The 14,428-nt window shown below is 60.9% G+C and carries 14 protein-coding genes; all 14 read right to left on the bottom strand.

Features of this window, described 5'->3' with window-relative positions; all coding sequences use genetic code 11:
• Positions 1–50: 50 nt before the first annotated feature.
• The gene (gene fliM / locus KFS80_RS05865) at positions 51–1,019 is read right to left on the bottom strand and encodes a flagellar motor switch protein FliM (protein ID WP_053118375.1); all 969 of its coding nucleotides are present in this window, start codon (positions 1,017–1,019) and stop codon (positions 51–53) included.
• A 9-nt stretch (positions 1,020–1,028) separates the two neighbouring features.
• Positions 1,029–1,532 carry a flagellar basal body-associated protein FliL gene (fliL, locus tag KFS80_RS05860; RefSeq protein ID WP_053118371.1) on the bottom strand — a complete coding sequence of 168 codons (504 nt, stop codon included), beginning with the start codon at positions 1,530–1,532 and terminating at the stop codon, positions 1,029–1,031.
• A gap of 207 nt (positions 1,533–1,739) precedes the next feature.
• Positions 1,740–3,101: a flagellar hook-length control protein FliK gene (locus tag KFS80_RS05855; RefSeq protein ID WP_212544231.1), complete on the bottom strand. Its 1,362-nt coding sequence runs from the start codon at positions 3,099–3,101 to the stop codon at positions 1,740–1,742.
• A 105-nt stretch (positions 3,102–3,206) separates the two neighbouring features.
• On the bottom strand, positions 3,207–3,554 hold the full coding sequence (locus KFS80_RS05850) for an Hpt domain-containing protein (protein ID WP_053118368.1): 348 nt from the start codon (positions 3,552–3,554) through the stop codon (positions 3,207–3,209).
• 31 nt (positions 3,555–3,585) lie between these two features.
• A complete protein-coding gene (locus KFS80_RS05845) occupies positions 3,586–5,289 on the bottom strand; it encodes an ATP-binding SpoIIE family protein phosphatase (protein ID WP_212544230.1) in 1,704 nt (567 codons plus the stop codon).
• Positions 5,290–5,294: 5 nt separating this feature from the next.
• Positions 5,295–5,600: an STAS domain-containing protein gene (locus tag KFS80_RS05840; protein WP_159812646.1), complete on the bottom strand. Its 306-nt coding sequence runs from the start codon at positions 5,598–5,600 to the stop codon at positions 5,295–5,297.
• A 189-nt stretch (positions 5,601–5,789) separates the two neighbouring features.
• On the bottom strand, positions 5,790–6,242 hold the full coding sequence (gene fliJ / locus KFS80_RS05835) for a flagellar export protein FliJ (RefSeq protein ID WP_053118362.1): 453 nt from the start codon (positions 6,240–6,242) through the stop codon (positions 5,790–5,792).
• A gap of 6 nt (positions 6,243–6,248) precedes the next feature.
• Positions 6,249–7,607, bottom strand: a complete 1,359-nt coding sequence (gene fliI, locus KFS80_RS05830) for a flagellar protein export ATPase FliI (RefSeq protein ID WP_212544229.1) — start codon at positions 7,605–7,607, stop codon at positions 6,249–6,251.
• Positions 7,597–8,403: a flagellar assembly protein FliH gene (fliH, locus tag KFS80_RS05825; RefSeq protein WP_212544228.1), complete on the bottom strand. Its 807-nt coding sequence runs from the start codon at positions 8,401–8,403 to the stop codon at positions 7,597–7,599. Before fliH ends, fliI begins: the two co-directional genes overlap by 11 nt.
• 4 nt (positions 8,404–8,407) lie before the next feature.
• A complete protein-coding gene (gene fliG / locus KFS80_RS05820; RefSeq protein ID WP_053118356.1) occupies positions 8,408–9,427 on the bottom strand; it encodes a flagellar motor switch protein FliG in 1,020 nt (339 codons plus the stop codon).
• On the bottom strand, positions 9,420–11,204 hold the full coding sequence (fliF, locus tag KFS80_RS05815; protein WP_053118354.1) for a flagellar basal-body MS-ring/collar protein FliF: 1,785 nt from the start codon (positions 11,202–11,204) through the stop codon (positions 9,420–9,422). Before fliF ends, fliG begins: the two co-directional genes overlap by 8 nt.
• 15 nt (positions 11,205–11,219) lie before the next feature.
• Positions 11,220–11,549, bottom strand: a complete 330-nt coding sequence (gene fliE / locus KFS80_RS05810; protein WP_053118352.1) for a flagellar hook-basal body complex protein FliE — start codon at positions 11,547–11,549, stop codon at positions 11,220–11,222.
• Positions 11,550–11,800: 251 nt separating this feature from the next.
• Positions 11,801–13,192, bottom strand: a complete 1,392-nt coding sequence (locus tag KFS80_RS05805; protein WP_212544433.1) for a sigma-54-dependent transcriptional regulator — start codon at positions 13,190–13,192, stop codon at positions 11,801–11,803.
• Between the two features lie 5 nt (positions 13,193–13,197).
• Positions 13,198–14,409 carry a sensor histidine kinase gene (locus KFS80_RS05800; protein ID WP_218959205.1) on the bottom strand — a complete coding sequence of 404 codons (1,212 nt, stop codon included), beginning with the start codon at positions 14,407–14,409 and terminating at the stop codon, positions 13,198–13,200.
• Between the last annotated feature and the right edge of the window lie 19 nt (positions 14,410–14,428).

The raw sequence follows: 14,428 nt of genomic DNA, 5'->3' as shown, positions 1-14,428 counted from the left end.
CTCGGCGGGCAACAATTCAGTTAGTGCAAAAAAGGGGGTGTGGCGCCGTTTCAGCGGCGCTCGATCGGCTCGATCACCTGCAACGCGAGGTTGCCTTTGTGCGAGCCCATCTTGACCTTGAAGGCCGGCACGCCATTGGCGCGCATGATCATTTCGTCCGGCATCTCGACCGGGATCACATCGCCGGGCTGCATGTGCAAAATGTCGCGCAGTTTCAACTGACGGCGAGCCACGGTGGCACCGATCGGCACATCGACATCGAGCACGTCCTGACGCAGGGCGTTGACCCAGCGCTCGTCCTGATCGTCGAGATCCGACTGGAAACCGGCGTCGAGCATTTCGCGCACCGGCTCGATCATCGAGTACGGCATGGTCACGTGCAGATCGCCGCCACCGCCGTCCAGTTCGATGTGGAACGTGGAGACCACGATCGCTTCGCTCGGGCCGACGATGTTGGCCATGGCCGGGTTCACTTCCGAGTTGATGTACTCGAAATTGACTTCCATGATCGCCTGCCAGGCTTCCTTCAAATCGACGAAGGCCTGCTCCAGCACCATGCGCACCACGCGCAGTTCGGTCGGGGTGAATTCACGCCCTTCGATCTTGGCGTGACGGCCGTCGCCACCGAAGAAGTTGTCCACCAATTTGAACACCAGCTTGGCGTCAAGGATGAACAGCGCGGTGCCGCGCAACGGTTTGATCTTGACCAGGTTGAGGCTGGTCGGTACGTACAGCGAGTGCACGTATTCGCCGAACTTCATCACCTGCACGCCACCGACGGCAACGTCCGCCGAGCGGCGCAGCATGTTGAACATGCTGATGCGGGTGTAGCGGGCAAAACGCTCGTTGATCATTTCCAGAGTCGGCATACGTCCACGGACGATGCGATCCTGGCTGGTCAGGTCGTAGCTTTTGACACTGCCGGGTACGGCAGCGTCATCGGTCTGTACCAGACCATCGTCGACGCCGTGCAACAGCGCGTCGATTTCATCCTGGGACAGCAGATCCTGCACGGCCATGTCGTGTTCCTACTGCAGTACGAAATTAGTGAAAAGCAACTGTTCGATGACCACTTTGCCGAGTTCTTTCTGCGCCACTTCCTGGACGCTGGCGGTGGCCTTCTGGCGCAACATCTCTTGGCCGACCGGCGTCGCCAGTGTGGCGAAATCCTGACCGGAGAAGAGCATCACCAGGTTGTTGCGGATAACCGGCATGTGCACTTTCAGCGCTTCCAGATCGGCCTGATTGCGCCCGAGCATGGTGATGCTCACCTGCATGTAGCGCTGACGGCCGTTCTGGTTGTAGTTGGCAACGAAGGCCGGCGCCATCGGTTCGAAAATCGCCGGTTGTTTGCCGGTCGGGGCGGTTTCAGCCGCAGCCTCTGGTTTGCTCTGGGCACTGTGCATGAAGAACCAGGTCGCCCCCACGGATGCACCAATGGCCAACAGCAACGCGAGCACGATCATGATGATCAGCTTGAGTTTGCCTTTGGTTGCGGGGTCTTTTACTGCTGCAGCTTCGCTCTTCGCCATGCCAATAATCCGTCACTAATCAGGTTTTCACAGTCGCACGGCAAGGCAAGAGCAAGTGTTATGCCAGAAGTGTCGGCCGGGGATCGGCGCCTGGATCAACAGGACTGAAAAGCAAAAGATCGCAGCCTTCGGCAGCTCCTACAATTGGATGTGTACACCCTGTAGGAGCTGCCGAAGGCTGCGATCTTTTGGTGTCGCTACAACCCGTCAGGCGTAATAGTCGACGGCACTGCTGCCGATCACACTGGTGGTATTGGCAGCAATCTCGGCCGCGCTGACCGGGGCAATTTCATCATCCGCCGAATCCAGACGACCACCCGCCGCGCTGGTGCGCCCGCTCTGCCCCTGCTGCGCCTGTTCCTGACCTTGCTGGCCCTGCCAACCACGACTCTGGTCAGACACATTTACGTCAACCTGGCCCATGCCCTGCTGCGTGAACATCTCGCGCAGTCGGTGCATCTGGCTGTCGAGCGCCTCTCGCACGCTCGGATGCGCACTCATGAACGTCACTTGCGTCTGCTGATCCGGCACCAGATTCACGCGGATATCCAGCCGCCCCAGCTCGGCCGGTTGCAGCTGAATGTCCGCCGCCTTCAGATTGGCGCTGGACAGGTACATGACGCGGTTGACCACTTCTTCCGTCCAGCCGTTCTGATGCATGGCGATCGGTTGATTCACCGGCACGGCGTTCGCGGTTTTTGGTGTGGCAGCCTGCGTCAACGCAGCGAGACGGTTGGCGAAATCATCAACGCGGGTATCGCTGGTCGCAGTCTTGAGGTCTTTGAGGCCGTCATCGATCAGTCCGCTGAACGCTTTGTCACCGCCCTGACTGGTGCTGTCCTTGTCGGCTTGCACGTCGAGCATACTGGCCATGCCGGCGGCGAAGTTCTGCGCCGAGGTCAATTCGCCGTCAGCCTGAGCCTGTGCCGAGGTGGTTTTCGGTTGCGCCTGGCTGGCAGCGGAAATATGCCCGCCCTGCTCCATCGCCAAACGCACCGCCGGCATCGAATCGAGCGGATCGGCTGCCGGGTCGAAATCGCTATCGGTCGAGGCCGCCGGGTCTTTGACTGCTGGCAACACGGCGACTGCTGGTGTTTCGACTTCAGGTTGCGCCGGTGCAGCAGCAACCGGGGCTGGCACCACAGGCGCAGCCACCGGTTGCACGGCGACGGCCAATGCCGGATCAAGCGCAGGATCAGTCACGCTGGCGTCGGCGACCGGCGTTTGCGCAGGATCGGTAGTGTCATCGCTGGCAGCGGCGTCATCGGCCGCCGCGGATTTGTCGGCAGGCAAGGCATTGCCGCTATCGGCAACCGCCGGAGCCGGGGCGGCAGATTGATCCTTGGCGAGGTCTTTCTTGCCAGCGCTGTCAGCGGCTTTGTCGCGCGCGGTTTTCGCCGGGTTATCGGTGCTGACAACAGGCTTGTTCGCACCCTGATCGGCGAACACTTTGGCGAAGCTGGAGGCTTTATCTACAGGCTCTGCGGCCATCGCCGACGATTTGGCCGAGGCAGCTTGCGCCTTGGCCTGAGCGGCATTCTGAAGAAGGATATTGGGGGTCGCAGGCATGAAACGGTCTCCGCTGCACGGGGCTCGTAAGTACAGTTGAGAAAATTGATTGCAAGTGCCGGGCCAGTTTCGCCGAACGCTTGAGAAAAGCGTCCGGCGGCCGGTTCAATGAGTATGCGTGTGCTGCCGTTCGCTTTCGTAAACCGGGCGAACGCCATCAAATTCGAGGCTGATTTCAGCGACCAGTTTGACGATTTCAGCGGGACTTTTGTGTCTGGCGTCCGACTCCAGCGCCTGGCACAACTCGGCCAGGCGAACAGCGCCCATGTTGCTCGCGCTGCCCTTCAAGCTGTGAGCGACCTCCGACAGCTTTTCGGCATCGGCGGTCGCTTGCAGCTCCTGCAAGCGACTTTCGGAATCCGTCAGGAAGGTATCCAGCAAATCCGGATAGTTTTCCTCCATGACGTCACGCAAAGTATCGAGTACGTCGCGATCCACATGTGGGTCAGTCACTTGTTCACTCCTTGATCAAGAATTGCGCGGATTATGCCTGAACCTCCCAGAAAAACTCCACGCGGGCACTACGACCTTCGTCCGACCAACTGGCGTTACGCCCCAGTTGCCGCACCAGGCTGACCCCACGTCCCGACAAACGGACATTTTCCAGCGGCCGCTCCATCACCCGCGCCACATCAAAACCCTTGCCGCTGTCCTCAACGCGAATCACCAGACAACCGCCCTGCTCTTGCGGCGTGATCTGCAAATGCACGCGCACGTAGCCGTCCTGCAACGCTTCCAGCCGCGTATTGCGTTGTTCGTAATAGCGCGCGAACCCCGCCGCATCGCGCTTGAGACTGGAATCGAGACCGAGCACGCCATGTTCCAGCGCATTGGAATACAACTCGGCGAGCACGCTGTACAACGCGCCGCTCTGCCCGCGCAGGCCATGCACTTCCAGCAGCAACTGCAACAGGTACGGCAAAGGGTTGAAGCGCTTGAGCGTGGCACCGCGAAACTCGAAACTCACTGACCAATCGAGCGGGCATGACTGGCCGCTGTCGGAATACACCGGAGCCGTTGGTTTGAGCTGCGCCGGCGCAAGCAGGCTGACTTCAACCATGCTGACATCGTCGCGCGCCTCGCCACGAAAATCCCGCAGCGCCTGCTCGATGTCCTCGAACAACCGGTCAGGCTCACGATTGGCGGCAAACACTTGCTGCAAGCGCTCGACACCGAACAGCTGATCATTGGCATCGCTGGTATCGATGACGCCGTCGGACAGCAGAAACACCCGATCATCGACGGCCATCGCATGCACTTCGGTGCTGTCATCAAAGGCCTGCGCGCTCAACACGCCGAGCGGTAAATGCCGTGCTTTCAGCGGAACCCGCTCACCCGTCGCGAGCCTGTGCAGATAACCGTCAGGCATGCCGCCGTTCCACACTTCCACCGAGCGCCGCAGCGAACTCAGGCACAGCAACGTGGCGCAACAGAACATGTCGACCGGCAGGATACGTTTGAGCTTGGCGTTCATCTCGCGCAGGGTTTCCGCCAGGCCGTAGCCCTTGGCGGTCATCCCGTAAAACACTTCGGCAAGCGGCATAGCGCCCACCGCTGCCGGCAACCCATGGCCGGTGAAATCGCCGAGCAGCACATGCATGTCGCCCGCCGGCGTATACGCCGCCAGCAGCAGGTCGCCGTTGAACAGCGCGTAAGGCGATTGCAGGTAGCGAATGTTCGGCGCGCTGAGACAACCGGAGTGCGCGACCTTGTCGAACACCGCTTTGGCCACGCGCTGTTCGTTGAGCAGGTAATCGTGGTGTTTGGCGATCAGGTCGCGTTGCTGCAGCACGGTGTCTTGCAGGCGGCGCAAGCGATCCATCGCCTTGATTTTGGCGGCAAGGATGATCTGGTTGTAGGGCTTCGCCAGAAAGTCGTCGCCGCCCGCCTCCAGGCAACGCACCAGTGCTTCACTTTCGCTGAGCGAGGTCAGGAAGATGATCGGCACCAGCGTTTCGCCCGCCAGCAGTTTGATCTGCCGCGCCGCTTCGAAGCCGTCCATCACCGGCATCATCGCGTCCATCAGCACCAGTTGTGGCTGCTGCTGACGGAACAATTCGACGGCTTCGGCACCGTTTGCGGCCGCCAGCACTTCGTGGCCTTGACGGCGGACGATGGTCGACAACAACAGGCGATCGGCGGCGCTGTCTTCGGCGATCAGGATGGTCAGAGGCTCTTGCGCCTGCATGGCCGTCACGTGATGTCGAAGAGTTTGTCGAAATTGGAGATGGCGAGGATTTTGCGCACGTCGGAGTTGGGGTTGACCACCCGAATATCCGAATCATCACCTCCCGCGTGATCACGCAGGAGCAGCAGCATCCCGAGCGCGGAACTGTCCAGATAAGTGGTCTCTTTCAGATCCAGCTCGTAGGAGTTTGGCTCGGGGTCGACCCGTTCATAGGAATTGCGAAATTCCTGATGTTTGCCGAAATCGAATCGGCCTTTGACCGAGATTCTGAGCTTTTTCCCATCCGGTGAGACTTCTGCAACGACTGACATTGACTGGCTTCCTTGTCATTGACGAACGTGTACAAGGTTTAGCATCTGACTGACCTCGGGGCAAGGCGCGACGCAGGAACAAATGTGGGAGCGGGCTTGCTCGCGAAAGCGGAGTGTCAGTTAATGAAAATGTCACTGAAACACCGCTTTCGCGAGCAAGCCCGCTCCCACAGGGGATTGAGTACATCTTTAGAAGGGTTCATGCCGTGGCAGGCGCTGCGACAATTCGTCGAGCAATTTCTGCTCGCGCTTGTCTTCAAGCCGCTGGGCTTCTTCGCGGTAGCGCTGCACCAGTTTGCGCAAGCCTTCGACCTTGGCAAACGCCTGTTGCCAGGCCTCGCGCGCCTTATCCAGATTGTTCTGGTGCCAGTTCAGACTCTGCCGCTGCTGATCAACAGCCGTGTCGAGTTGCGCCAGAAACCCCTGAAAACCCAGCAACCACTGCCCGGTCACGCCAGTGCTGCCGCGCACGATCCACTGCTCGGAATAATCCAGACGAAAGGCATTAAGGTCGGCGAGTTTGCTTTCGGCCACCTTCACCTGGCCCTGAAAGTAACCGAGGCGCTGCACGGCGGTTTTCTCGGCTTTTTCAGCCATGTCCACCACCGGCGCCAGACGCGCGGCTCGACTGACGGCAGCCATGACCGGTTACCCGCCCGCCGCTGGGGCGAACAGGGTTTCCAGGTAGGCCTGGCTTTCACCCATGTTGATTTTGTCGTTGAGCCCCTGACGCTGGTAGCGCACCAACTGCGGGTGCAGGGAGATCGCCAGATCGGTTTCGCGATCGCCACCGGCAACGTAGGCACCCACGCTGATCAAGTCGCGGCTCTGCTGATAGCGCGACCACAACTGCTTGAAATACTGCGCACGCTGCATGTGCTCAACCGAGACCACGGCCGGCATCACCCGGCTGATCGACGCTTCGATATCGATGGCCGGGTAATGACCTTCCTCGGCCAGACGCCGCGACAACACGATGTGGCCGTCGAGCACGCCTCGCGCCGAGTCGGCAATCGGATCCTGCTGGTCATCGCCTTCCGACAACACAGTGTAGAACGCGGTAATCGAACCCCCGCCCTTCTCCGCATTACCGGCGCGCTCCACCAGTTTCGGCAGCTTGGCGAACACCGATGGCGGATAACCCTTGGTCGCTGGCGGCTCGCCGATGGCCAGAGCGATTTCCCGCTGGGCCTGAGCGAAACGGGTCAGCGAATCCATCAGCAGCAGGACGTTCTTGCCCTTGTCGCGAAAATACTCGGCGATGCGCGTGCAGTACATCGCCGCGCGCAGACGCATCAGCGGCGCATCGTCCGCCGGAGAGGCGACGACTACCGAGCGCTTGAGACCTTCTTCACCGAGGCTGTGCTCGATGAATTCCTTAACTTCTCGACCGCGCTCACCGATCAGCCCGACGACGATAATGTCGGCTTCGGTGAAGCGGGTCATCATGCCCAGCAGCACGGATTTACCAACACCAGTACCGGCGAACAGACCGAGACGCTGACCACGCCCCACCGTCAGCAAACCGTTGATGCAACGAATGCCGACGTCCAGCGGTTCGCTGATCGGGTCACGGTTGAGCGGGTTGATCGTCGGGCCGTCCATCGGCACCCAGTCTTCGGCTTTCATGCCGCCCTTGCCGTCCAGCGCACGACCGGCGCCATCCAGCACGCGACCGAGCATGCTCATGCCCATCGGCAAACGTCCGGTGTCGGCGAGCGGCACCACGCGGGCGCCCGGGGCGATGCCGGCGACACTGCCGACCGGCATCAGAAAAACTTTGCTACCGGAGAAACCCATGACTTCCGCTTCCACCTGCGAGGGGTGATAGCTGTCGTCGTTGATCACCAGGCAGCGCGTGCCCATGGCGGCGCGCAGGCCTTCGGCTTCGAGGGTGAGGCCGACCATGCGCAGCAGGCGACCTTCAAGAATCGGCGCCCCGGCAATTTCGACGGCCTCGGCATAGCTGCTCAGGCGCTTGGCGAAACTGGTGCGTTCAAGGCGCATCGGGGACGTCCGCGAGCGGCTCTTCAGCAGTGGCCGCCGGTTTTACGTCTTCGGGAATATCCAGGCTCAGATCCGCGTCTGCCGGGTGCAACGCCTGTTCGTGCAACTGATCGAACAGTTTGGCCATGACCTGACCGACGCGGGTTTCGATGCTCGCGTCGATGCGGCTGTGCGCGGTTTCGACCCGGCAACCGCCCGGCAGCAGCGCTTCGTCTTCAACGATGCGCCAGGTTTCTTCATGACGTTCGCGCAGGGCTTTGGCCTGCTCGAAGTCCTGCGGATTGACGTACAGACGCACGTTGTCGACGCCCAGCGGCAACAGCTTGAGGGCGTCGCGCATGACGTGTTCGATCTGAGTCGAATCGATGGCCAGTTCGCGCTGAATCACCTGTTTGGTGATGTGTTGCACGAGGTCGACCAGCGACTTTTCGATCTGCGTGTCCTGCTCGGCGATCGGCTCGAACAGGTTGGCCATCAACTGCTCAAGGCTGGCGAGTTTGGCGGCCAGAGCGACCTCGGCTTCCTGACGCACCTTGAGGGTGGCGCTGTGGAAACCTTCCTTTTCGCCAATGGCAAAGCCCTCGTTGTAAGCCTCCTGACGGATGCTTTCGAGTTCTTCCAGGGTCAGTGGCTGGACTTCGTCCAGCGGCACTTCTTCCATTTCCGGCGGTTCAGGCTCGGGCTCTGGCTCGGGTTCCGGTTTTGGCGGGTCGAAGCTCGGCAGCGCCCAGGATTCGAAACCACGAACATCGCGGGCGCGGATCAGATCCGTCACAGACTCGTCATGCTTGTCCATGGGCTTAGATCATTTCCTCGCCGCCCTTGCCACCGAGGACGATTTCTCCGGCTTCGGCCATACGGCGGGCGATGGTGAGGATTTCTTTCTGTGCGGTTTCGACGTCGCTGACGCGCACCGGGCCTTTGGCTTCGAGGTCGTCGCGCAGCAATTCGGCGGCACGCTTGGACATGTTCTTGAAGATCTTTTCTTTGACGCCTTCGTCCGAACCCTTGAGGGCCAGCACCAGCACGTCGGAAGACACTTCGCGTAGCAACGCCTGAATGCCACGGTCGTCGACATCGGCGAGGTTGTTGAACACGAACATGAGGTCTTCGATCTGACCGGACAAGTCTTCGTCGACTTCGCGGATCGAGTCCATGAGCTGGCCTTCGATCGAGCTGTCGAGGAAGTTCATGATGTCCGCCGCACGCTTGATGCCACCCAGGGTGGTGCGCGAGGCATTCGAGTTGCCGGAGAACTGCTTCTCGAGAATCTGGTTCAGCTCTTTCAATGCCGCTGGCTGCACGGTGTTCAACGACGACACGCGCAGGATGATGTCCAGACGCACTTTGTGGTCGAAGTTGCCAAGCACTTCACCGGCCTGATCGGGGTCGAGGTAGGCCACCACGATCGCTTGAATCTGCGGGTGTTCGTAGCGGATCACGTCAGCAACGGCGCGCGGCTCCATCCACTTCAGGCTGTCGAGGCCGCTGGTGTTGCCACCGAGCAGGATGCGGTCGATCAGGCCGTTGGCCTTGTCTTCGCCCAAGGCTTGCGTGAGCATTTTGCGCACGTAGTCGTCGGAGCCGACGCCGAGACTGGTCTGGTCGCCGACGATGTCGACGAACTCGCTCATCACTTGTTCGACCTGCTCGCGATGGACGTTGCCCATCTGCGCCATGGCCACGCCAACCCGCTGAACCTCTTTCGGACCCATGTGGCGCAACACTTGTGCGGCATCGGTCGAACCCAGGGACAGCAGCAGAATCGCGGCTTTGTCGACCTTGTTCAGTTTGACGCTGGCGGCTCGGTTATCACTCATCTGCGTTAATCCACTCTTTCACGACCTGGGCCACGCGACCCGGGTCTTCTGCCACCAGACTCTTGATTGCATTCAGCTGCGCGTCATAACCCTCGCTCGGGCTAGGCAGCAGAATGGATTGCGGACCACCGAGGCTGACGCGGTCGTTGGCCAGTTCGCCATCCAGACCGCCCATGCCACCGAGCTCGACATCGCTGCCCAGCGCCAGCTCTTTGCTGCGGCCGCCGTTGGTGATGTTGTTGAGCACTGGACGCAGCACGCCGAACACCAGCACGAGGATGAACAACACGCCCAGCACTTGTTTGACGATGTCCCAGAACCATGGCTGAGAGTAGAACGGAATGTCGGCAATCACTTCACCGCGTTCAGCGGAGAACGGCATGTTGATCACGCTGACGCTGTCGCCACGGCTGGCGTCGAAACCGACGGCGTCCTGCACCAGACGGGTGAAGCGCGCCAATTCGTCGGCGGTCCACGGCGCGCGGGTGGTTTCACCGTTGGCCGCGTTGACCTTGACCTGATCGTCGACCACCACTGACACCGACAGACGATTCAGGCGACCCTGCTGCTGTTTGGTGTGGCTGATCGAACGGTCGAGCTCGAAGTTCTTGGTGGATTGTTGACGCTTGTCTGCCGGGTATGGCGCGAGCATTGGCTGGCCGGTGGCCGGATCCATGATCTGCTGACCGTTGGCATCCACCAGTGGCTGACCCGGTTGCACCATGGCAGCCGGCGCGGCGGCATTGGCGGTGGTCTGCGGTGCCGAGGCTGGCGACGGCGGCTGGTTGCTCAAGGCACCCGGCACACCTTGCGGGCCATTGCTGGCGGTACGTTGTTCGTTGACCGACTGCTCGCTGCGCAACGCCGGTTGATCCGGGTTGAACTGCTCGGCGGTGGATTCGACGGCATTGAAATCGATATCGGCCGAGACTTCAGCCTTGTAGCGATCGTTGCCCAGCACCGGTTGCAGAATGTTGTGTACGCGCTGGGTGAGCATGCTTTCCATGCGGCGGCTGTAATCGAACTGCTTGCCGGCCATGGTCATTTCGGAGTTTTCCGCCTGATCCGAGAGCAAGGTGCCCTTCTGGTCAACGACGGTGATCTGCGATTTGCTCAACTCGGGAACGGAAGTCGCGACCAGGTTGATGATCGCAATCACCTGACCCGGCTCCAGCGAACGACCGGAGTACAGCTCGACCAGAACCGAAGCGCTTGGCTTGCGTTCATCACGGACGAACACCGAGCTTTTCGGAATCGCCAGGTGCACGCGGGCACCCTTGACGTTGTTCAGGCTGGAAATGGTGCGTGCCAGTTCGCCTTCGAGGCCGCGACGATAACGGGTCGCTTCCATGAACTGGCTGGTGCCCAGACCCTGTTCCTTGTCGAGGATTTCGAAACCGATATTGCCGTCGCTGGGAGTGACACCAGCGGCAGCGAGTTTCATCCGCGCACGGGACAGGTCTTCGGCCTTGACCAGCAAGGCGCCGGAGTTCGGTTCGACGTTGTAAGGAATGTCAGCGGCGGCCAGGGTGTCCATGACCTGCTTGGCGTCCATGCCGGCAAGGCTGCCGTACAACGGACGGTAATCCGGCTGCTGCGACCACAGCACCACGGCGAAGCCAATCGCCACGCTCGCTGCCAGGCCGACCAACAGGCCCACCTGACGCAGCATGGTCATCTCGGAGAGGTTTTCCAGGAAGGACAAGCCGAACAACGGCGGTTTGCCGTCTATCGGGGTGGCCTTGGCCGGAACGTTATCGGCGACTGCTTCTGCCATGACTCAATCTCGTCCTTAAACCGGCATCTGCATGATGTCTTGATACGCCTGAACCAGTTTGTTGCGCACCTGGGTCAGAGCCTGGAACGACACGCTGGCTTTTTGCGAAGCGATCATCACGTCAGTCAGGTCAACGCCGGTCTTGCCGACTTCGAAAGCATTGGCCAACTGAGTGGACGCCTGCTGGGTATCGCTGACTTTGTTGATGGCCTGACCGAGCATGTCGGAAAAGCTGCTGCCAGCCATTTCCGGCACGGCGGAAGTGGTCTTCGGCGAAGACATGGCGTCCATTTTCATGGCCTTCATGTCCATCATCAACCGATTAAATTCAATACCTTGGCTCATGGTCTACTCTCTTGGGCGGCCCGCAATTTTTTGACACTCACTCGGCGGGTACACAGGTATTAGCAACAAGGGTGCCAGCTCGGCGGACTTCTTCCACAAAAGCCAATCGGGGCACCGCGCGAACAGCGAAGCCACCGCAAATCACTGTGGGAGGGGGCTTGCTCCCGAAGACGGCGTGTCAGTCGATATTTATGCAACCGACACGCCGCCTTCGGGAGCAAGCCCCCTCCCACAATGGATCTGCGGTGGTTTCAGGTGGCGAATAAGTACGCTTCGACGTCCATCCCGGCATCACGCATTTGCGCCAGTTTGTAGCGCAGGGTGCGCGGGCTGATGCCGAGCTTTTCCGCCGCCTCTTTGCGCCGGCCACGTTCGCTGCGCAGGGTGTCGATGATCATCTGAAACTCCCGGCGGCGCAGGTCATCGCCCAAGGCACCGGCAGAATCCGCCTCGATCTCGACTTCACGAATCACCGGCGCAGCGGGCGCTGGCGTCGGCAATGTGGCAAACATCACCGGGCCGGACAGGCAGAAATCCTGCGGCTGAATCAACCCGCCCTGCTGCAGAATCAAGGCGCGCTGAATGGCGTTATCCAGCTCACGGACATTGCCCGGCCACGGGTAACCGGTCAGGCACGCCTGTGCCTCGGGCGAGAGTTTCGCCGCCGCGTGTTTCATTTTATTGACGTGTTTGGCCAGCAGACGCTCGGCCAGCGGCAGGATGTCGGCGGTGCGCTCGCGCAACGGCCGCCAGGCCAACGGAAAAACCGACAGCCGATAGAACAAGTCTTCACGGAAACGTCCCGCCGCCACTTCACCGGCCAGATCACGGTTAGTGGTGGCGACCACGCGAATATCCAGGGTGATCGGCTTGCGCGCGCCAACGCGCTCGACTTCGCGCTCTTGCAGGACGCGCAGCAGTTTGGCTTGCAGGCCCAGCGGCATTTCGGAGATTTCGTCGAGCAGAATCGTGCCGCCATCTGCCTGTTCAAACTTGCCGGCCTGAGCAGCAATGGCGCCGGTGAACGAGCCTTTCTCGTGCCCGAATAATGTCGCTTCGAGCATGTTGTCCGGAATCGCCGCGCAGTTGATCGCAATGAACGGTTGATTGGCGCGATGGGATTGCTGGTGAATGTAGCGCGCCAGCACTTCCTTGCCGGTGCCGGACTCGCCGGAGATCAGCACCGTGGAATCGCTGCGCGCGACGCGTGCCGCCAATTCAAGAAGCTGGGCGCTGGCCGGTTCGACCGCAATCGGTCCTTCGCTTTCGCACGCGCCGAGATTGCCCAGCGCATGACGCGCGACCAGATCGAGCAAGGCCTTGGGCTCAAACGGTTTGACCAGATAATCCGCCGCGCCCTGACGCATCGCATCGACTGCGCGCTCGACTGCGCCATGGGCAGTCATCAGCAACACCGGCAATTGCGGTTGGCGCGAGCGCAGCAGCGCGAGCAATTGATGACCATCCATGCCGGGCATATTGACGTCGCTGACCACCAGACTGAACGCTTCACGCGCCACCGCCGTCAACGCTTCTTCCGCGCTGCCGACCGCATGGTAATCATGCCCGGCCAGCAACAGCGTGTCGGCCAGCGCTTCGCGCAACGAACGATCGTCCTCGACCAGCAAAACCTTGATGCCCATGGCGATCACTCAGCTCCTTGTACAGCGGAAAACAGCGGCAGGATCACCTGCGCGCACGTGCCGCGCCCGACTCGCGAGCGCAGCTGCAATTCTCCCTGATGCGCACGGGCGACCGCCTTGACCACGGTCAGGCCGAGGCCAGTGCCGGTCACTTTGGTGGTGAAAAACGGTTCGCCGAGGCGCGCCAGAACGGCGGGTTCGATGCCGCTGCCGCTGTCACTGACGCTGATGCGCAACGTGTTGTCGCGGTTGTAGCAATGCACTTTCAGGCGCACGTCACCGGGACTGGCCTGAATGGCGTTTTCGATCAGATTCAGCAGCGCGCCGACCAGCGTGTCGCGGTTGCACAGCAACTCGCCAGCATGACTGTCGCACTGCCAACGGATCGGCAGATCCTGCACATGGGTCAGCGCGGCGGCTTGCAGCGATTGCATCAGGGCATTCGGCGTCAGGCGATCGGTCAGCGGCAGCTCGCCACGGGCGAACACCAGCATGTCGCGCACTTGGTGCTCCAGCTCGTGCAGGCGTTCTTTCAGGCGCCCGGCGAAACGTTGTTGAGTGGCGACCGGCAATTCCTGCTCAGTCAAATGACTGGCGTACAGCAAAGCCGCAGACAACGGCGTACGGATCTGATGGGCCAGCGAAGCGACCATGCGCCCCAACGACGACAAGCGCTCGTGGCGCGCCAGTTGATCTTGCAGATGACGGGTTTCGGTCAAATCGTTGAGCAGCACCAATTGCCCCGGCTCGGCATCCAGCGAGCGGGTGGCAATCGACAGGCGTCGACCGTTTTTCAGGGAAATTTCATGGCCATCGTCTTCACGCGGCGCGAAGCAGCGGGCGATGACGTGGCGCCACAATTCGCCTTCCAGCGGCAGGCCGAGCAACTCGATCGCGGCCGGATTGGCTTCGACGACAATGCCATGACCATCAATCACAATGACGCCACCGGGCAACAGATCGAGGAGGTTTTGCAGACGGTTGGCCAGGCGTTCTTTTTCCGCCAGTTCCTGCATGCGCTGGGCGCTGACCACGGCCAGTTCACCCTTGAGCTCGGTGACCCGCGCTTCAAGCATGCTGTAAGAGTCGGTCAGTTGGCTCGACATCTGATTGAACAGCGCGAACGACTGCTCAAGACCCTGCCGGCTGGCCTGCTCTACGGACGAGGATGATGCCTCGGATCGGGAGGCAGAAGAGATCGGGGCGGCGTGGGGCATTGTGGTCTCTCGCGTGGCT

It is taken from the genome of Pseudomonas rustica (assembly GCF_018336155.1).
Classification (GTDB): Bacteria; Pseudomonadota; Gammaproteobacteria; order Pseudomonadales; family Pseudomonadaceae; genus Aquipseudomonas; species Aquipseudomonas rustica.
The sequence above is the reverse complement of the archived record's forward strand: the minus strand, read 5'-3'. Positions and strand labels throughout refer to the sequence as shown.

What these genes read in the sequence shown, in the direction of transcription:
- fliG (WP_053118356.1), bottom strand. Translation starts at nt 9,427, where the DNA reads ATGAGTGATAACCGAGCCGCCAGCGTCAAACTGAACAAGGTCGACAAA.
- fliJ (WP_053118362.1), bottom strand. Translation starts at nt 6,242, where the DNA reads ATGGCTGCCGTCAGTCGAGCCGCGCGTCTGGCGCCGGTGGTGGACATG.
- KFS80_RS05855 (WP_212544231.1), bottom strand. Translation starts at nt 3,101, where the DNA reads ATGCCTGCGACCCCCAATATCCTTCTTCAGAATGCCGCTCAGGCCAAG.
- fliI (WP_212544229.1), bottom strand. Translation starts at nt 7,607, where the DNA reads ATGCGCCTTGAACGCACCAGTTTCGCCAAGCGCCTGAGCAGCTATGCC.
- KFS80_RS05845 (WP_212544230.1), bottom strand. Translation starts at nt 5,289, where the DNA reads ATGCAGGCGCAAGAGCCTCTGACCATCCTGATCGCCGAAGACAGCGCC.
- KFS80_RS05805 (WP_212544433.1), bottom strand. Translation starts at nt 13,192, where the DNA reads ATGGGCATCAAGGTTTTGCTGGTCGAGGACGATCGTTCGTTGCGCGAA.
- fliM (WP_053118375.1), bottom strand. Translation starts at nt 1,019, where the DNA reads ATGGCCGTGCAGGATCTGCTGTCCCAGGATGAAATCGACGCGCTGTTG.
- fliF (WP_053118354.1), bottom strand. Translation starts at nt 11,204, where the DNA reads ATGGCAGAAGCAGTCGCCGATAACGTTCCGGCCAAGGCCACCCCGATA.
- fliL (WP_053118371.1), bottom strand. Translation starts at nt 1,532, where the DNA reads ATGGCGAAGAGCGAAGCTGCAGCAGTAAAAGACCCCGCAACCAAAGGC.
- fliE (WP_053118352.1), bottom strand. Translation starts at nt 11,549, where the DNA reads ATGAGCCAAGGTATTGAATTTAATCGGTTGATGATGGACATGAAGGCC.
- fliH (WP_212544228.1), bottom strand. Translation starts at nt 8,403, where the DNA reads ATGGACAAGCATGACGAGTCTGTGACGGATCTGATCCGCGCCCGCGAT.
- KFS80_RS05800 (WP_218959205.1), bottom strand. Translation starts at nt 14,409, where the DNA reads ATGCCCCACGCCGCCCCGATCTCTTCTGCCTCCCGATCCGAGGCATCA.
- KFS80_RS05840 (WP_159812646.1), bottom strand. Translation starts at nt 5,600, where the DNA reads ATGTCAGTCGTTGCAGAAGTCTCACCGGATGGGAAAAAGCTCAGAATC.